Source organism: Candidatus Methanoperedens sp. (assembly GCA_012026795.1).
Lineage (GTDB): Archaea > Halobacteriota > Methanosarcinia > Methanosarcinales > Methanoperedenaceae > Methanoperedens.
The window spans coordinates 1-19317 of record VEPM01000006.1; the positions used below are offsets into that span (position 1 = coordinate 1).

Here is a 19317-nt window from a genome sequence, read left to right on the forward strand (position 1 = left end):
CCCAAGGGCAGGTTATCCGCGTGTTACTGAGCAATATGCCGAGGGCTTACCCCTCTCAACTCGCATGGCTTAGTCGGACCCCGATAGCAGTAGCCTCTGGCAGGATCAACCAGAGTTACTTATACACACTTATTGAATTTTCTTAAATTAAACTATCGTAATTGTTGGAGGAACTATTATATTTTATTTTTATATTTAAGGTACAATAGTTCCTTGTTAATTCCCAATCTATTGATTGGAATTAATCGAACTGTCACGCCAATGTCAGACGAGAACCTGCGTTCTTGTCTCCATTTAATGTATCGTGGCTGGAAAGCAGCTCATCACATCCAGGTTTTGTCCGTCAATCAGAGCCGACGCCAATATTTAACCACGAAGTTAAACGTAAATAAATATTTGTTGTATTTTTCAAAACGCAACATTTCCCTTGTGTTTCCACACGCGGGAAGTGTATTATATGTTTTTTTCCGTATATAACACTTTCCCTCGTGCAGTATTTTTTTTCTGCACGGTTCCGGTGTTTATCCGAAAAACATATTTGTTTTTCCTACAACACACATTCCTGTTTTCACAAGCAGGAAGCGTCCTGTATGTTTTAAACCGTATATAACAGTTTCCCTTGAACAATATTTTTTGAACAATAAGAAAAAAAGAGAATCAGAAATTAAGCCGTTTTACTTAATTTCATAATAGCAGCCGCAATATCTCCTTTTGTTTCTTTGAGTGTATTGCGTGCATCGGTTTCACTCGACTTTGACTGTTCCATCACAAGCTTGATATCTTCTTCAGGTATCGTGGCCTCGCGGACGACTTCCTGCGGTGTTCCAGTTACTTGATAGGTTTTCATGCCCCTTGCATCCATTATCGTGACCTGGGCATCCCTGAAAACAATGTCTTTTTGAGGAGTGCGGATGATCACTTCTTCAACTCCCTCTATTTCATTGACATCAATTCCCATCTGCTTCATCATCGAAGCCATCTTTCGCGGGTTTATACCTTTACCAAGTCCGGGAAACATTTATCTCACCCGCAGCTGCTACATCCTGAGCCACATTTGGGGGCATTGGGATTGTCTATAACAAAACCTTTGCCATATTCATTATCTATGAAATCAATTTTGAAATCCTCAATATCTTCTTTAATATCTTTACTGAAAAATATCTTTATTCCATTACTTTCAGAAATAGCATCCTCATTTTTAGCCTCTTTTTCAAGCGTCAGACCATATTGTATCCCGCTGCAGCCGCTTCCAGCTGCGAAAACGCGTAATCCGTGGTCGGTTTTCTTTTCTTTTTCAAGCAATTCTTTTAATTCTGCCGCAGCAGCATCTGTAATCTCGATCATTTGCGTTCTCCTTTTTCCTTCTACGTTTTGTATATATATAAATGTAGTATCCGCATTCGCATCTAAAAAAGGCTTAAATAGTAAAAGAACGACTTAAATAGTGGAGGCTGATTATGACTAGAGACGAATTGCTTGAAAAAGTACGGTTATCACGCCCGGCAGTGACAGTTGTCGGTCTGGGTGGTGCTGGCTGTAATATCACAACATGGATAGCAGATAAAAAACTTGCAGGTGGCAAAATAATAGGAGCCAATACCGATGCAGGGCATCTTAGCACAATGACCAGGGCAGATAAGGTAATACTGCTTGGTGAAAAACTATGCAAAGGGCATGGCTGCGGCGGATATCCCGAAAAAGGCGCTGAAGCTGCAAGAGAAAACCTTGATGAAGTTAAGGAAGAACTACAGGGCACAAATCTTCTTTTCCTTGTGGCAGGCCTCGGCGGCGGGTCAGGTACAGGCTCAATACCTGTTTTTGCAACAGTCGGACGAGAAGTAGGCGCTCTTACCATTGCATGTGTGACAATTCCTTTTACCATCGAAATGACACGCCGGGAAAAAGCACGCGAAGCTATAAAATCACTGGCAGAGAATTGTGATTCCATAGTTGTGATTGACAACTCAAAACTAAGGGAAGTAGCAGGAAACCTGCCGCTCAAAGATGCACTATCGGTTGCAAATGCGCTGGTAGGAGCATTTGTTAAAAACATAACAGATACAATAACCCAGCCCAGTCTTGTGAACCTTGACTACTCTGACCTTCGCGCAGTAATGGAACGCGGGGGTATTTCTTCAATCGGTATCGGTGAAGGTGACGGGCCGACCCGTGTAGAAAAAGCAGTATCCCAGGCTTTATCAACACCATTACTTGACATTACCGACATCACCACCGCATACGGTGTCCTGATCCACATAGTAGGAGGCGAGGACATGACCCTTGAGGAAGTAGCAGTTGCAGGCGAACAAATAATGGACAAGGTCCCCAATACGAAGCGCGTTATATGGGGCGCAAAAGTTGACCCTGATCTTTCAGGAAGAGTACGGGTAATGGCAGTACTCACCGGAGTCACATGCCCGTTCCTTAGCGGTATGCAAAAACCTGCGCCAGCCGTAATTCCCAAAGAAGTTGCAAAACCACTACGCCAGGCCATGGAACACATGGTAGAAGCATTACCACAGGAAAAAATATCAAGAGCTGCGGTATTTAGTAAGGAAAGGTAAGAATTTTAGATTTCAGATAAACTTTATGATAAATATATTACATAAGTTGTATCTGAAATTATATCTTTTTTATAAATGTGTTAATTTTCAAAAAATATTTCAAATATGATCCCTGACCTTCTCAAAAATGCTCTTGCTTCTTGTCTTCTCGCCACCTATCTGGGCAAATTCCCGCAGTAGCTCTTTTTGCCTGTCTGTCAACCTTGTGGGAACTTCTACCTTTATTTTCACAAGCTGGTCGCCTTTTCCCGAATAATGAAGACCCGGCATTCCTTTGCCTTTAAGACGGAATATATGACCGCTCTGGGTCCCTGGAGGGATTTTCATTTCGGCCTTACCATCAAGAGTGGGCACGATTATTTCATCACCAAGAGCAGCCTGCGTAAAGCTGATGGTAGCTTCCATTACGAGATCATTCTCATGCCGGGTAAAAATATTATGAGGTCTCACATTGATTTCCACATAGAGATCCCCGGCCGGTCCGCCTTTCCCGCCCGCTTCGCCCTCACCTGGTACACGCAGTCTTGAACCCGTATCAACACCTGGCGGGATCTTCACCTCGATCTTACGTCTTCTCTGGACAGTGCCACTGCCATGACAGGTCGTGCATGGAGAATCGATAATGGTTCCTGTTCCGTGGCATGTCCCGCACGTGGAGGTGGTCATGAACCTCCCGAATGGTGTATTCTGTGTCCTGTTCACCTGGCCGCTGCCATGGCAGGTTGAACAGGTCTTTGGAGATGTTCCGGGTCTTGCCCCGCTTCCATGACATACATCACAGGTTTCAGTTCTCGGAACTTCCAGTTCCACTGTTTTGCCTTTTGCTGCGTCTTCAAGATTTATGGCTAATTCGTAAAGCAGGTCCGACCCCCTGCTTGGACCCTCACGCCTTCCCCCTCCCCCGAAAAAGATATCGAATATGCTCCCTCCTCCCCTTCCGCGTCCTCCCATTCCCCCCATACCTCCCATGCCGATATCACGGAAAAGATCTTCAAAATCCACGCCCCTGAAAATGTCCTCCTGTGAATATCTCTGATCAATACCAGCATGTCCGAACTGGTCATACTGCTGCCTTTTGCTCTGGTCAGATAGCACTGCGTAAGATTCGGATATTTCCTTGAACTTCTCCTCAGCATCGGGCGATTTGTTCTTATCAGGATGGTATTGCATAGCCAATTTACGATAGGCTGATTTTATATCATCTGCTGAAGCTTTTTTATCCACACCAAGGATTTCATAATAGTCACGTTTAGTAGCCATAATTTATAAAAACCAATATCTATTTTTCTCTTAATGTCTTTGCATTAAAATATAAGTTGTGGTTTCAGGATTCGTTACAAAACCCACATTCGAGGGGCTTTAAACTTTCTGCGCTATTATGCAAGTTAATATTCACACACTTTTCACACCCTCATTTATAAACAGGTGAACCAAATGAATATTCAGCGCTTAGACTAAAGATTGTTATGCTTATTAGAATAAATATATTTTTGATGAATATTTCAGGATCGGTAAGGATTCCCTGGACAGCGAGGTAAGCGAATGAAACCCCTAAGCTTGCCGAAACTTAATCTTTTAGCCAAATTTACCATAATCAGCTTTCTCATAACCGCTGCTATTGCCATTGGACTTGGATGGGGCATCCAGCAGCAATTGGAACAGAATGCACTTTGGCAGGCCACTGACAACACAGCTGACCATGTTTCCACTACTCTTAACCAGAAGCTGCACCAGGCGGATTTCAATGGTTCTCTTGACCCTGCCAGATATGAACAGATCGATTCAATGATCCGGCAGTATGTACTCGATAAACATGTCGTCCGTGTAAAAATATGGAGCCGTGAAGGTCTGCTTATCTACTCGGATGAAAAAGAACAAGTAGGGCAGCGTTTTCCTGATGATGAAGAGATGCAGGAGGCTCTTGCCGGCAATATCGTAAGTTCTGTTTCTTCGGAGAAGGAAGAAAACAAAGGCGAACGTGAGCGCTATGGCAGGCTTTTCGAAGTGTATGTACCTCTGTTACCGGGGGATTCCACCCAGGTGGCTGGCGTCTATGAAATCTATCAGGACATGGACGTACTTGAGCCCGGCATTGCCAAAATGCGTAACTTTGTATGGGTCAGCATTGGTATTGGATTTCTTGTACTTTATAGCTCGTTATATGCTTTTGTGCGCAACGCCTCAGGCGAGCTTATCCACCGAAGCAAGGAGAACGCGAGGCTCTACGAAGAGACAAAGATACAACTGGCAGAACGCCAGCGGGCTGAAAAAGAACTCATCAAGCGCACCACAGAACTGGAATCAGCCAACAAAGAACTTGAAGCATTCAGCTATTCAGTTTCCCATGACCTCAGGGCGCCGCTGCGGGCGATCGACGGTTTTTCCCGTGTTATATTAGAGGAGTATAATGATAAATTAGATGACGAAGGCAAACGATATTTGAATATAGTCAGGGACAACACGCAGAAAATGGGACAACTTATCGAGGATCTTCTCGCCCTGTCCCGTCTGGGGCGAAAAGAGATGCAGGTATCCATGATAGATATGGCTAAACTTGCAAAAACCGTGTTTGATGAACTCAAAGAAGCAAATCCCGGACGAAATATACAGCTTGAAATAAAAACACTTCCACCTGCATATGGAGACCAGGCTATGATTCACCAGGTTTTTGTTAATCTTCTCTCAAACGCCATTAAATTCACGCGATTTAAAGAAAAAGCTGTTATTGAGATTGGTTGCAATACCCGGATGAATGAAAATGTCTACTATGTCAAAGACAACGGTGTCGGATTTGATATGCAGTATTTAAATAAGTTGTTTGGAGTTTTCCAGAGACTGCATAGTGCCGAGGAATTTGATGGGACCGGAGTTGGCCTTGCCATAGTCAAGCGTATTATCCAGAGGCATGGTGGAAAAGTATGGGCTGAGGGAAAAGTTAACGAAGGCGCAACATTTTATTTTAATCTTTCAGAAGAAGGAATGAAAAAATGACAGATATGAATGAAGTAGAAATCCTTTTGGTAGAGGATAATCCGAACGATGCTGAACTTGCACTGAGGGCTCTTAAGAAAAATAATCTTGCCAACAAGATACATCATGTGAAAGATGGAGCAGAAGCCCTTGAATTTATTTATTGCACCGGAGCTTATGCTGGACGCAACATGATGAGAAAGCCCAAGGTGATCTTCCTTGATCTGAAGCTTCCAAAAGTGGATGGTCTGGAGATTCTGCATAAGGTTAAGTCTGATGAAAGAACAAGGACGATACCGATTGTAGTATTGACATCTTCCCATGAGGAGCGGGATCTTGTAGAGAGTTATGAATTTGGCGTGAATAGCTATATCGTCAAACCTGTGGAATTTGATAAATTCGTCCAGGCAGTTGCACAACTGGGAATGTACTGGATGTTATTGAATAAACAGCCATAATAATATTACTCAAAACATATGAAGAATGAGCTTCGGATATTGATACTGGAAGATAATGATGCGGATGCCGAGTTAATAAAACATGAACTGCGAAAAGCAAACATCGTGTTTGTGTCGCAATGTGTCGACACAAGAGACGCTTTCCAGAAGGAACTTTTCGATTTTAAGCCTGACCTCATCCTGGCGGATTATACACTTCCGGCATTCGATGGCTCTTTGGCATTAAGGATGGTTAAAGAAAAATCTCCGGATGCGCCTTTCATTTTTGTTTCAGGGACAATAGGTGAAGATTTTGCAATCGAATCACTCAAGAGCGGCGCAACAGATTATGTCCTTAAGGATCGCTTAAGCCGCCTTGTTCCTGCAGTTAATCGGGCTTTATCCGAAGCAAAAGAAAAGATCGAGTACAGAAAAGCCCGAAAAGCCCTGGAGGAATCCGAGATGAAGTTCCGTTCCGTAGTACAGTCAGCTAATGATGCGATTATTTTGACAGATGGCAAAAATAATATTATATTCTGGAATAAGGGCGCCCAGGCAATTTTTGGCTATCCGGAAGAAGAAGTGCTGGGTAAATCCATACAATATATTATGTTATGCCGGGATGAGAACAAGGAGGACAAGGAAAAGATGGGGTATTCCGGTCTTGAGGACAAATCAGGCATAGTAGGAAAAACGGTTGAAACGTACGGATTGAGGAAAGATGATAGTGAAATTCCCCTTGAAATTTCAATTGCTGCATGGAAAACCGAGGATCAAAAATATTATAGCTTGATTATGCGCGACATCACAGAGCGAAAGAAGGCAGAGGAAGTGCTAAAAGAAAAAGCCAGGGCTGAACTGTACGGTTTTATTGTAAGTGCACTGCCTGCTTTTGCAAAAGGTGTTCCTTCCCAGGTGAGGAATAATCTTGTGAAGAACTTTGCCGGGCGTTTCGAAAATAATATCAGACCGAGGTTCCTGGAGGAAATGAAACTGCTGGGATATGACCAAAATGTGGAGAGTTACAGCACTGAGGACACAAATAAAATCTTTGATATTTACCTTTCATGGCTTGCGGGATTATTTTCAAGTTTTGGTGTACAGGTAATAAAAAAATTCCATGACTCCAATAGTTCCCTTGGATTATTGAATTGCCCCTGGAGAAGCGAGGCAAGAGGTAATCCGATATTCTGCTTTATCTGCCGGACAATCGTGATAAGAAGCTTTACATGGACATCCTTTAAAGGAAGTGTCAACCAGAATTCCAGTATAGCAAGCGGTTCAAAGATATGTATTTTTGAAATTCATTTGAAATACATGGCGATTGAAGGTATTAAAAATATTGAGGTATAATTATGAATATGACGATGGAACGAATTAAGACAGGGATACCGGAACTTGATAATATCCTTGGCGGCTTTCCTGCAGGTAAAACAATTCTTATCACAGGAGATCCCGGGACGGGCAAGACGATATTCGGGCTGGAGTTTGCAAAATCATGCTGCGAACAGGGGATAAAGACCTCCTATATATCAACTGAGGAGAACGCCTGCGATCTTCGTCTCCAGGGGAAATCCTTCGGATGGGATCTTGAAAGTTTTGAGGAGAAAGGCATATTAAAATTCATAGATATAACAGGAAAGAGGGCAGCGGAGATAAAGTCCGCATTGAGCATCAACATAGATGCCCAAAAAGGCAGCTTTGAGGACCTGATTGATAATTTGCCAGAAGGCACGAGGGTACTTGTCATAGATAGTCTTGGAAACCATACTTCCAACCTCATGTCATTTGAGTTCAGGGACAGGTTCGATCTTCTTGTCTACAATCTGGCCATTAAGGGAATTACGGCGCTGATTATCCTTGACAGCGTTACATCAAAGGAGTTCAATGACATTGCTCTTTTCTCAGCATACGGCGCAATCCAGCTTATGAAGAGGGAAAACCCATACACCGATCGAAGAGAAAGGGTTATGGATATCGTAAAGATGAGAAATACAAAGACACCAATACAGCTTATTACATATGAAATTGGCCCAAAGGGCATCGAGCTTATTTCGGCCAGTGATGTCCCTCCGGAACAGTGAGCAATTCAATGAATACTACATCCAATCGGCTGAATACATGGAAAACTATATTATTCATTGTAACAGAATAATATAATAAATGTAAAGGGTGATCTGAAATGGGCACATACGGAATAGATACTGGCGAATATACAGCAACAGATATCTTTGCACCACTCTTTGTTGTATTTTTATTCTTCGTTCTGCTGTTGGCATACTATTTATATCTCAGGTTTTTTGAAAGAAGATCACGAATGTTAATCGATAACAGTGAGCAAGAAATTGGGGATGAAATAGACTATAGATTTCATGGTAATGTTTTATCTTACACATTAAAGATAAAAAAGGTTAACGATTCAGAGTGGAAAGCATATAAGCTGTTCAGGTCGGGGAGAAAGGTCTCATTAAGAAAAGGAAACTTGAGGAAAATCATAGATTATATGAACAGGAATTTTGGGTATGATGATGAGGTTACCGATGTTACCTCCAATATATATCAAACCTGTTAGCACTACAGTTTATTTAAATGCACTATTTTAGCAGGCGGAAAACCATTAAAATAAGTACTTGAAGCGATCGAATAGGCGCCAATATTTTCAGCATAAAGCAGGTCATCAATTTGCAGATCCTCGGGTAGCTCATCGGCCAGGGAAATAGTGTCGAAAGCATCGCAAGTAGGGCCAAATGTAGCACAGACTTTTTTCTCTCCGCCCTTTATGGAATGAAGAGGATAGGGCTGGTGATCAAAAACCTGTCCGGAAAATGAATGATATACTCCATCGTCCAGGTAATAGCATGTTTTCCCGTCGCGGACAGCTTTTCCAACAATTTTCATGATCAAGGTACAGGCAGTCGCTACTATAAATCTCCCTGGTTCTGCTATAACCTGGATATCATCACTGGGGAACAAACGCTTTATTTCAGAATTCAATTTTTCAGACAAGGAGGTAAAAGATTTTACATCCGGTGTATACTTTACCGGGAACCCGCCGCCGATATCTAATATTTTTCTTTTCTTTTCCTCCTTGCCAGTAAATCCGATATGATAATTTCTTAATTGCGCTTCCTTGAAAATTGAGGAGGCGAAATTCAAAGCCTGTGAATAGTTATCAAAATTATTGCACTGGCTGCCAACATGAAAACTAATCCCTTCAACCCCAAGCCCTAATTTCAAGGCTTCTGCTATAAGATCAACCGCTTCTCCCGGATGGGCTCCGAATTTTGAAGACAGTTCAACCATAGAACCGGTATTAGGCACACGTATCCTTAGAACAAGGCCAACATCCGGAGCATGTTTTTTTATCTTTCTTAATTCTTCAATATTGTCAAATGTAACCAAAATCTTATAAGCATTTAGCTTGGCCAGGATTTCGGCAGGCTTGATGGTATTAGCATAGATAATTTTATTCCAGATAAAATCCTGCCTTTCTTCTTCAGGCAAATGCTTGATATTATCATAAACAAGCATGAATTCAGGAAAAGACGCCACGTCAAAACTTGCGCCCATATCGTACATCGTTTTGACAATTTCCGGATTGGAATTGGCTTTGACAGCAAAGTATGCCTGGACATCAGGCAGTTTTTCCCTGAATTCCTGATAATTTTCCCTGATTTTTTTGTGATCTATAATAAAAACCGGTGTACCGTGTTCCCGGGCAATTTTTTCTAACATTGTTTTTTGTTTGTTTGTCATTATTATCCTATAAAAAGAAAATTTTCAATTTGCCATGGATCAGGATTGTATTTCGCTGCCGGATTTTCTTTAAAAAATATTTTGCGATTTTTAAGCGGCGTCCAGTCCGAGGGTGTTGAAATAAATTTACCAAGATACGGTTTGGCAATATTCAGAACAAAATCATGAGGCAGGTCATCGGGCAATTTAATACCTTCTCGCGGATTTTCGATCATCCACAGTACAGCTGCAACAATACCGGCAGCTACCTGGAGGGTTGTAGCGTTCTGACCGGGAACAAGAGCTCTGGCCTGGCCAATACTTAAAGAGCTGCCCGTCCACCAGGAATTATAAGGGTGCCCCATCAGGAGAGCTCCCAGGGTATCCTCCCCAGATATAATTTCATCTGTCATAATCCTGATCTTAGGCTGGAGTTCGTAATTCCTTCCTCGCAATTCCCAGAGCGAGGAAAGTGTATCATGACAGGGCATATAAGCATAATTTACGGTAGGCCGGTAAATCGCCTTACCATCTTCCCAGACAGTCAGGCGGTCTGAAAGGCCAAATGCTTCACCATGCCGGATCATCATGCCGATAATTTCCTCATCCGGTATCCATGATCTGACATAGGTATTAATTCCCATCTGGGGCAAAAAGATCTGATTTTTCGGTCCGCACGGAGGTATATCTGCCAGGGGTGGCAGCTTCATTTCATGTGTCCCCCAGCCAATTTCAGCCGGAGCTGTCCCTTCTTCCCGCAATCCTTCAATGCTCCATGTCCCTACAAATTCGTTTACCTCTTTTGGCCTGTTGGCAATCTGGGTATCTCGCTCGCTGCAATGAATCACTTTAATTCCTAATTTTTTCGCCATCCGGGGAAAATCCCTGTCTTTTGCAAGCTGGGCAATCTCTTTTTCATCCTGTACAGATACTTTTTTATCAAAAATGATACGTGCAGCAATATCCAGTAAAGCTTCCTTTACGAAGTGAGAAATAAGGCCGGGATTTGCTCCATGGTCGACAACAGCGGTTGGCGCATCTTTCCAATCACGGGAAAGGTCAAGCAGTTGCATTTGCCGCCAATATAGTGATTTTTCATATGGGCTTTTTGTATAAACTCCCTCGGAAGGGTCCCAGAGTTCAACAGATGTATTAATGTATAATACTTCGTGATCATGGCACCATTTAATAATATCATTGGCGCCTATATTCCATGCAAGATCAATTAGCAGGCTTCCGTTATCCAGATATTTTGATAAAACTTGATCTAAATTTTCCGGGGTAATTTTTTCACAAACATATTTTAACCCCTGATCTGTAAATTTTTTCAAAGATTTTGATTTATCTTCAAAATCAATTAAGGTAATGTTTTTTAATGGAACATCGATTTTATCCAACAGGACAGGCAGGGTGCATTGTGAAACTGAACCATAGCCGATAATGAGAATTTTATTGTTGAATTTCGTTTTCATTGTTTTTAAATTTTTCCTTAATCCGGACAATTATTGACCCGTCAATATCTATGTGAAAGTTAATAATACTTACGGTTCCCGGTTATGGTTTAGTTCTATTTAGATAAAAGCCGTCCGAAACGATTATCAAAAAAATAACTTGTAAATGCCGAAACATCAGTTTTCTCACTACCAAAAAATAAGCGGGAGAGAGATGGGCTGTTGGAATATCCCACTTCGGGTTTTCCCACAATACCACCAAGTTCTGCAGCGATTTCAATGGCATCATCAAGACTTCCGAGATCATCTACAAGGCCCAGTTCCTTTGCCTTTGCGCCTGTGTATATCCTGCCATCAGCAAGGTCCTTGACTTTCCCCGGAGAGAGGTTCCTGCCGTCTGCCACTTCTTTAATAAAACGGTTGTAGGCTTCAATGATCACCAGGTCAGCATATTGTTTTTCTTCATCCGATAATCCTCTCCAGTCACCACCCATATCCTTTAATTCGCCTGTTTTTGCAACATAAAATGATGTTCCGTCCTTATCGTAAAATTCAGACCTGTTCTGGAATTGCCATATTACGCCTATGCTTCCTGTCATTGTATCAGGATTAGCAATTATCCTGTCAGCAGGAGCGCTTATGTAATAGGCAGCACTTGCGGCTACATCACCCATCGAGATAACAATTGGCTTATCGATTTTCTTCATTGCGCCCACAATTTCTTCCGCAGATGCGGGAGAACCTCCGGGACTGTTTATCCGCATAACAATGGCTTTAACGCCTTCATCTTCGTTAGCATCCATCAGGCTTTTTACAATATCTTCAGATGTTGCTATCCCGAAGCCAGTGGGGATACTCCCTGTCAGCATTTCTCCCTGTACATAAATTACTTCAACACGATTTTTTGAAATCCCGAGGTTTTTACCCCCCATAATCAGATAAAAGCTGCCTGCTATTATGAATAATAATATAAAAACAACAATAAAATATAATATTTTTTTTGGTGATTGTGTCATTTATAGGATTATTTATTTCTCCTCAATACAGTGGTCAAGGTATTTTGCATGGCTTGCTTTTATGAACTCATCACATACTTTTCTGGGAGCCCCGTCCATGACAATATGTCCTTTATCTATCAATATTGCCCTCTGTGCAACTTCCCTTATGAAATCAATATGGTGACTTATGAATATAATTGTAGTGTTAAAAGTCTTATTGACATTCTTAAGGGCATTTGCCACATCCCTCAAAGTAATCGGATCAAGGTCGCCAAAAGGTTCATCAAGAAGCAATATGGACGGCTGGGTAGCAAGGGCAAGAGCAAGAGCAGCCCTGACATTTTCACCGCCGCTTATCTGGTATGGTTTTACATCAAGAACTTCAATAGGCAAATCCACGGCCTCAAAAACAGGTTGCGCAAATTTTAAAACTTCTGTAAGCGGATAGCTCGGGAAAAGGACTCCAAGGATTGCAGGAGTATAGCCCATCTTGGCAAGCTTCTCCTTCCCATTTTCCTCAGGCATATCGGTCATCTTGTACATTTCATCCAGGTCCACATCAGATATACCAAGCTCCTTTGCGCGTTTTCTTGCTTCCTCAACAACATTTTGTCCCTTTACGCCCAGCCTGAATGCAAGCTGCTGCTTAATTGTTGAATGCGGTGTAAGAGCGAATTCCTGGTACATTATGCTTGTAATCCTTCTAACATCCATTCTTTTTGGGGAATATGTTGACATCTCAACCCATTCATCATTTACACGGAATTCTATGTCCCCATCATCCGGGTAAATAAGCCCATCCATAGCATGAAGCAATGTTGTCTTTCCAGCACCGCTCGGGCCAATAAGTCCAACTATCTCACCCTGTTTGAATTCAAGGTTTATCTTATCAAGGTCAAGCACTTCTCCCTGCCTGATAAGCCAGTATCTCTTTGAAAGGTTATTTACCTTGATCACAGTCTTATCCAGGGTTCGGACTGGCATCGGGATAGCTGGTTTCATTTTCTTAAGGAATTTGTTCAATATTTCCTCAGGTTCGCCTTCATCTATTATCTTCCCGTTTTCAAGCCATATCACGCGATCTGCAAGATATGAATGAATTTCCGGCAGATGGGATACAACGATCGTCTTAAGTTTTAATTTTTCATTGACATTCTTTATTGTATCAAGAACCCCCTGTTTTGTTGCAGGGCATGTCATTGTAGCCGGTTCATCAAGAAGAAGAAGTTTGGGTTTGGATGCTAACTGCCTTGCAATCAGTAACCTTTGTTTTTCCCCACCGCTTAATACCTGTGAGAAATGTTCTGCCTTAGACTCAAGATTTACAAGTTTTAAATACTCAAGACTTTTTTCATAACATTCCTGGTAATAGGGAGAATCTCTATCAGGGAGCGACTCATATCCGAATTTTTCGGCATAAACGCGGCGAAGTACGTTTTCATATGTAGCACCGGACCACAGCCCGAAATTTCTCTGGAGATGTATCGCCGCCATTTTCTGAAGTGTTTTTTTATCTTCTATCGATGCATCCGGTTTTACCGTAAATCCATCAAGTTCGAAACTCCCGCCCACGAACGGTTCCATTCCGCGCAACACCTTTAATATTGTTGATTTCCCGCCCCCGCTTCTTCCTATTATACCAAGTATTTCTCCTTCTTTTACATCAAAACTTATACCATCAAGCACTCTGATCGTATCAGAATCGATCACATAGTCTTTAACCAGATTATTAACTTTGAGCATTTAAGATTCTCCAAAACATTCGGCAATTAATGATTATTAATAACGTTGAATTCGTAATGTTTGAACGTCTATATATCCTTATTGGTAATCGCCAGACCCCTGATCCGTTTATATCATATTTTTCCGAATATTCACAATGCAGCTATAGAAAAGTATATACTGTATAAATACTCTAAATGATTTAGACTGAGGTATATTATATATGAAATTAAGCGGGTTTTTCAAGAAAAAAGATTTGATGCAAGAAGCACAGGATTATAAGAAATCGGGAAAATATGACCGCGCCCTTGAATCCTATGCGAACATCCTTAATATTGAACCAAAGAATCTTAAAGCATGGTATGACAAAGCCTCAATACACCTTGCACTTGAACAATATCTTCCGGCTCTTGATGCATATAAGATCATCCTGGAACTTGACCCGAAAAACATGAAAGCATGGCATGAACTGGGATTCATACTTGTGAATCTTGGAAGACTGGACGAGGCACTTGTTGCTTATGACAAAGTACTGGGAACTGAGCCTGGAAATTTGAAATTGCTCAATGAAAAGGCAATGATATTAAAGGAACTGAAAAAGGATTCCGAAGTATTAAAAATTTACGACCTTCTTCTTGCGAAAGATCCGAATAATGCTAAAATGTGGTTTGAAAAGGGATTAATGCTGTCAGGTCTTGGAAAAGATACCGATGCATTATTGTCTTATGATAAAGTGCTGGGGATCGATCCCGGACATGCAGAGGCTCTTGCCAGGAAAGGATTGATCATGGGAGCGAAAAGACAATACGCCGAGAGCTTTGATTTACTTGAAAAATCCATTAAGATAGAACCATCCAACTGGAATGCATGGTATGGTAAAGGAAAGGTCTGGGGGTTAAAAGGCAACGACTTTGTTTCAATAGACCGGAAATATGATGCAATGAAAGCATTTGAAACATCTCTGGGAGCATATGGAAAAGCACTTGAACTAAAACCGGATGATCCGTTATTATGGTTTGAAAAAGGTGTTATTCTTAATAAACTTGGCAATGCTAATGAAGCACTCGATGCTTTTAACAAGTCAATTGAAATAAGTCCTGATAACGCTAATGCATGGTATGAGAAAGGATTGATTACAAAAGAACTTGGAAGTGATGCTGATGCCCAGGATTGCTTCAGGAAAGTAATGGAATTGGATCCCTCACATACTCTTGCCCGGCATAAATTAAAACACTGACTTTAAAAAAGAGAAAACGAAATAATAAAATATTCAGGTGGGAAATTTGAAATGAAAAATAATATGAAAAACTATGGGATGATAATAAGTCTGGTATTGATGCTTATTACGCCAGTATATGCTGCTGATTGGAGCATGTTCAAAAATGACATTTCGCATTCAGGCTATACAGGTGATACGGTTAATCCGCCACTTACGTTAAAATGGACAAAAGATATTGGATTTGAAACCGACTCATCCCCTGTGATAGTTAATAATGTTCTGTATATCGGAACAACTTTTGGTATCCATGCTCTGGACATATCATCCGGAAATGAACTCTGGAGATATCATACTAACGGTTTTGTAAAATCGGTCCCAGCTGTTGCAAATGATGTTGTGTTTTTTGGCGCAGATGATCGCAAGTTCTATGCATTAAATGCAAAAGATGGAACACTTCTATGGGTAAATGATACAGCTCTGAGTGGCTACACTGCCTCGGCTGTGGTTGCAAACAATATGGTTTATGCAAGCCCGAAAGATGGCTCATTTTATGCATTTGATACAAGGAGTGGGAAAATTATCTGGTCTACACTTATAGGAAAAGTAATTGAATCCTCACCCGCTATCGGGGAGGGAATTGTTGCATTTGGAACTGATGGCGGAAATATAGTTGCGCTTGATGCATTAACAGGAAAAGAAAAATGGAGTTATGATACAGGAACGATTGAAATTAAATCTTCACCCGTAATAGCTGATGGAACCTTATTTATAGGGTCAAATGACGGGTCAGTCTATGCAATTACCACAGACAAAGGATCACTAAAATGGAAATATTCCACAGGTAATAATGTTGAGTCTTCGCCATCTGTGAAAAATGGTGTAGTATATTTTGGCTCAACGGATTCAAATTTCTTTGCGCTTGATGCATTAACCGGAAGAGTCATCTGGCAATTCCCAAATTCCGGCCCTGTTCTTAGCGGACCTGCAATTTCAAATGATATCGTCTATTTCGGGACAAGAAATAATTTCATATATGGTCTTGATGCCAATTCAGGAAAAGTGCTCTGGAAGAATTCAACCGGCCAGAATGATAAGGATTACGTAACTTCTCCTGCCATATCAGGCAATATGCTGTTCGCAGCAACGCATAGCGGCCTGTTGTTTGCGTATTCATCAGGGACTATGCAAGCCTCAACGCCCACTGTTAAGGAAACAGCACCCCTGCCAACAACAGCACAAACACCCGGCCAGGCTGTTACAACGGTAAAACCCTCACAGACAAAAGGGTCTCCAGGATTTGGATTTGCGGTTTCGGTCTTACTGATATTAGCATTAGCAGTAACTGGAATGTACCATAAGAAAAAATAACCACACATGGAGCAAACCCTCAAAGGCACAATAATATATGGCGATGAGTTTGAACCGATTGATGGTTATATTACTATCAGTGATGGCATAATCAAGAACATTGAAGAAAGTACTGTCGCCACTGATGTAATAATCGCTCCCCGCTTTGTGAATGCGCATACTCATATAGGCGACTCGGTCTTTAAAGACCCTCCTTTTTTACCTCTTCCTGAACTCGTGCATCCTCCTGATGGTTTAAAACACAGGATATTAAGGGAAACCTCTTATTCTGACCTTGTATCTTCAATAAAGGCAAGCATCCAAGACATGATAAAAACAGGAACACATGCTTTTTGTGACTTTCGTGAAGGTGGTTCTGCCGGATTACAGGCTCTTCATGACGGTCTTGGAACCGATTCAGGCATTAAGGCTTTAATTTTCGGGCGGCCGGATGATGAAGGTATGGATTATCTTGAATTTTGCGATGGAACAGGACTTAGCAGCACGAACGACCTGGAACCCGGATATATACAGGATATTTTAAAACAAACGAGGAATAAACGAAAGAAATTTGCAATACATGCAGGGGAAAGGGATCAAACAGATATTTCAAGTGCACTTGCGCTTCATCCGGATTTCCTGATACATCTTACGACTGCAGGACAAAGAAATATTAAGGATATTGCAGATGCCAATATTCCTGTTGTGGTCTGCCCGCGCTCGAATTACATCACAAGGTCGGGGATTCCCCCTGTTGCAAAAATGCTTGATGCAGGGATTCTTGTTGCTGTTGGTACTGATAACGTAATGCTTAACTCTGTTAATATGTTTTCAGAGATAGAGTTTCTTGTTAAAACTAATCTTTACGATGATAGACAAGTATTTAAGCTGTGCACGCTAAATGGAGCAAAACTATTAGGTATGGATAAAGAATCAGGTTCCATAGAAACGGGGAAGAAAGCAAGACTGATGATATTGACTAAAAAATCCTATAATATGCAGGGACTACGGAATCCATTGAGTGGTTTAGTGAGGCGGGCCAGACCTGATGATATTATTAGAATAATTTAAAAAAATTGAAGGAGGAAATTATGGCTAGTAAATTGTATGAAAAGATATTGATTGCAACAGATGGTTCGGAATATACAAAAAATGCGGTTGATTACGGTATCGACCTGGCAAAGAACACAGGAGCAAAGCTGTTTACAATTTATGTGATTGATACTGCTGCTTTTGCTTCGATCCCGATGGATGCAGCGTGGGAGAGTATGTATGAACTTCTTAAACAGGAAGGTGATGCGGCCGTAAAATACGTGACGGATAAAGCAAAAGCAGAAAGGTTAGAAGTTGAAGGGAATTTGATTGAAGGCCATCCTGCTGATGAAATAATAAAATATTCTGAAAAGAACTCGATCTCACTCATAATAATGGGGACCCTGGGAAAGAGCGGGCTTGACAGGTTTCTTCTGGGGAGCGTTGCCGAGAAAGTAGTTCGCAATTCAAAAATACCGGTGATGGTTGTCCACGCTAAAAAATAACACAAAGGAGACAAAATGCCGAATACGCCGCATACCATAAAAGTTGATGACGTGATGGTCAGGGACGTTGCCCGCGCCGAACTGCCAGGGTCAAGGGATGAAGTTCTTGAAATCCTGAAGTCAAAGCATATTTCGGGAGTTCCGATAGTAAAAGGAAGTGAAATTGTAGGGATTGTAACAAGAACTGACTTATTGAAACATCCTGAAGAGGAACAGATAGCGCTCTTGATGACGAGAAATCCCATTACAATCACACCCGATAAATCAATCGTTGATGCAGCCCGGATAATCCTGGATAATAATATTCGGCGATTGCCGGTTGTTGAAGATAGTATCCTTACAGGTCTTATTACAATAGCTGATATTGTGGGTGCAATAGGAAGACTGAATATCACTTCCCCGATAAGTGATTATGTTGGAAATGGAGTGGTTTCGGTCTGGAGCGAAACACCGCTTTGCGTAGTTGGTGAGATAATGGAGATTGCAGATGTTAAAGCAGTTCCAATATTGGATTCAGCACTTACATTGGTTGGGGTAGCGTCTGATAAAGACCTTATTAGTGCCAGCATAATTGATGATAAGACAGAGATGTCCAATATGTCTGCAGGATCTGATGATGATGCCTGGACCTGGGAATCCATGCGGGATACTATGAGCTTATATTACAGCGTCTCTAAGATCCAGCTTCCGGATTCGCCTGTGAAAAAATTAATAAAGTTAACCGGGGAACCTGAAACTGCATTGTTAAGCTCGTCTGTAAGTGAATGCGCTCGTAAAATGAGACGTCATAGAATAGATCAGCTACCCGTCGTCACCAGCACAAAAAAACTACTGGGCTTGGTACGTGATAAAGATCTGTTAAAGGCAATAGTATAATTCTGATTCGGATATCCTGTCCGGGTTTTAGTTTTTACCATTAAGTCAATATTATTTGTTTTTCAATACAGGCATATTTTGCCTAAAGATTTAAATCATATCATATCATAACTCTAATATTTAACATGGCAAAATCAACAGACGGATACATATATTCTGAAACTGCGGCAATGCAGAACGTTTATACACGGAAAATATTGCAATTATCACCCTCAGTGAAGCTTGTCTTTAAAGTGCTTGAATTTAAAGGACTTATGACCCAGAAAGAAATTGTCGCTGAAAGCTACCTTCCTCCCCGAACTGTGCGATATGCCCTGAGCATACTTAAGAAAGAAGGGATACTGGAAGAGCGTCTCTATTATAAGGATGCAAGGCAGTGCCTTTATGGAGTTAAAGCCCCACAGAATGATGAATTATTATCAAACTTCGCATGCGGCATGGTATGATTTATATATTTTTA

19 protein-coding genes and 1 rRNA gene are annotated in these 19317 nt (G+C 41.4%); 12 read left to right on the forward strand and 8 right to left on the reverse strand.

What is annotated here, in order from left to right:
• From FIB07_01850 to FIB07_01860, 3 genes are all read right to left on the reverse strand, one after another.
• Window positions 1-120 (reverse strand): 16S ribosomal RNA (locus FIB07_01850); the annotation flags it as partial.
• Between the two features lie 544 nt (window positions 121-664).
• Window positions 665-1018: a nascent polypeptide-associated complex protein gene (locus tag FIB07_01855; GenBank protein ID NJD51590.1), complete on the reverse strand. Its 354-nt coding sequence runs from the start codon at window positions 1016-1018 to the stop codon at window positions 665-667.
• Window positions 1019-1023: 5 nt separating this feature from the next.
• Window positions 1024-1344, reverse strand: a complete 321-nt coding sequence (locus FIB07_01860; GenBank protein NJD51591.1) for an iron-sulfur cluster assembly accessory protein — start codon at window positions 1342-1344, stop codon at window positions 1024-1026.
• A gap of 113 nt (window positions 1345-1457) precedes the next feature.
• On the opposite strand from FIB07_01860, the gene ftsZ reads away from it, so the two are divergent.
• Window positions 1458-2564 (forward strand): cell division protein FtsZ, encoded by a 1107-nt coding sequence (gene ftsZ, locus FIB07_01865; protein NJD51592.1) that lies wholly within the window; start codon window positions 1458-1460, stop codon window positions 2562-2564.
• A gap of 99 nt (window positions 2565-2663) precedes the next feature.
• Here ftsZ and dnaJ read toward each other — a convergent pair whose 3' ends face one another.
• Window positions 2664-3824 carry a molecular chaperone DnaJ gene (gene dnaJ / locus FIB07_01870; protein NJD51593.1) on the reverse strand — a complete coding sequence of 387 codons (1161 nt, stop codon included), beginning with the start codon at window positions 3822-3824 and terminating at the stop codon, window positions 2664-2666.
• Window positions 3825-4664: 840 nt separating this feature from the next.
• Here dnaJ and FIB07_01875 point away from each other — a divergent pair.
• The 5 genes from FIB07_01875 (at window position 4665) to FIB07_01895 (ending at window position 8543) form a co-directional block, all read left to right on the forward strand.
• On the forward strand, window positions 4665-5555 hold the full coding sequence (locus FIB07_01875) for a GHKL domain-containing protein (GenBank protein NJD51594.1): 891 nt from the start codon (window positions 4665-4667) through the stop codon (window positions 5553-5555).
• On the forward strand, window positions 5552-5992 hold the full coding sequence (locus FIB07_01880; GenBank protein NJD51595.1) for a response regulator: 441 nt from the start codon (window positions 5552-5554) through the stop codon (window positions 5990-5992). The genes FIB07_01875 and FIB07_01880 overlap by 4 nt, the downstream gene beginning before the upstream one ends.
• A gap of 18 nt (window positions 5993-6010) precedes the next feature.
• The gene (locus FIB07_01885; protein NJD51596.1) at window positions 6011-7324 is read left to right on the forward strand and encodes a PAS domain S-box protein; all 1314 of its coding nucleotides are present in this window, start codon (window positions 6011-6013) and stop codon (window positions 7322-7324) included.
• A 14-nt stretch (window positions 7325-7338) separates the two neighbouring features.
• Complete coding sequence (locus FIB07_01890; protein NJD51597.1) at window positions 7339-8055, forward strand: recombinase; 717 nt, start codon at window positions 7339-7341, stop codon at window positions 8053-8055.
• 98 nt (window positions 8056-8153) lie between these two features.
• Window positions 8154-8543 (forward strand): hypothetical protein, encoded by a 390-nt coding sequence (locus FIB07_01895; GenBank protein NJD51598.1) that lies wholly within the window; start codon window positions 8154-8156, stop codon window positions 8541-8543.
• Between the two features lie 2 nt (window positions 8544-8545).
• On the opposite strand, the gene FIB07_01900 is transcribed toward FIB07_01895, so the two are convergent.
• From FIB07_01900 to FIB07_01915, 4 genes are all read right to left on the reverse strand, one after another.
• On the reverse strand, window positions 8546-9727 hold the full coding sequence (locus tag FIB07_01900; GenBank protein ID NJD51599.1) for a type III PLP-dependent enzyme: 1182 nt from the start codon (window positions 9725-9727) through the stop codon (window positions 8546-8548).
• A 2-nt stretch (window positions 9728-9729) separates the two neighbouring features.
• Window positions 9730-11178 carry a homospermidine synthase gene (locus tag FIB07_01905; GenBank protein ID NJD51600.1) on the reverse strand — a complete coding sequence of 483 codons (1449 nt, stop codon included), beginning with the start codon at window positions 11176-11178 and terminating at the stop codon, window positions 9730-9732.
• A gap of 95 nt (window positions 11179-11273) precedes the next feature.
• Entirely contained in the window at window positions 11274-12173 is a 900-nt protein-coding gene (gene sppA, locus FIB07_01910; protein ID NJD51601.1) for a signal peptide peptidase SppA, read from the reverse strand.
• A 12-nt stretch (window positions 12174-12185) separates the two neighbouring features.
• Window positions 12186-13898, reverse strand: coding sequence for an ABC transporter ATP-binding protein (locus tag FIB07_01915; GenBank protein ID NJD51602.1), 1713 nt, complete (start codon window positions 13896-13898; stop codon window positions 12186-12188).
• A 202-nt stretch (window positions 13899-14100) separates the two neighbouring features.
• Here FIB07_01915 and FIB07_01920 point away from each other — a divergent pair, with 202 nt between their 5' ends.
• From FIB07_01920 to FIB07_01945, 6 genes are all read left to right on the forward strand, one after another.
• A complete protein-coding gene (locus FIB07_01920) occupies window positions 14101-15114 on the forward strand; it encodes a tetratricopeptide repeat protein (GenBank protein ID NJD51603.1) in 1014 nt (337 codons plus the stop codon).
• A gap of 51 nt (window positions 15115-15165) precedes the next feature.
• The gene (locus FIB07_01925; GenBank protein ID NJD51604.1) at window positions 15166-16464 is read left to right on the forward strand and encodes a hypothetical protein; all 1299 of its coding nucleotides are present in this window, start codon (window positions 15166-15168) and stop codon (window positions 16462-16464) included.
• A 6-nt stretch (window positions 16465-16470) separates the two neighbouring features.
• Window positions 16471-17514 (forward strand): amidohydrolase family protein, encoded by a 1044-nt coding sequence (locus FIB07_01930; protein ID NJD51605.1) that lies wholly within the window; start codon window positions 16471-16473, stop codon window positions 17512-17514.
• 20 nt (window positions 17515-17534) lie between these two features.
• Window positions 17535-17981 carry a universal stress protein gene (locus FIB07_01935; protein ID NJD51606.1) on the forward strand — a complete coding sequence of 149 codons (447 nt, stop codon included), beginning with the start codon at window positions 17535-17537 and terminating at the stop codon, window positions 17979-17981.
• 15 nt (window positions 17982-17996) lie between these two features.
• A complete protein-coding gene (locus FIB07_01940; protein ID NJD51607.1) occupies window positions 17997-18857 on the forward strand; it encodes a CBS domain-containing protein in 861 nt (286 codons plus the stop codon).
• A gap of 170 nt (window positions 18858-19027) precedes the next feature.
• Complete coding sequence (locus tag FIB07_01945) at window positions 19028-19303, forward strand: MarR family transcriptional regulator (protein ID NJD51608.1); 276 nt, start codon at window positions 19028-19030, stop codon at window positions 19301-19303.
• Window positions 19304-19317 lie beyond the last annotated feature (14 nt).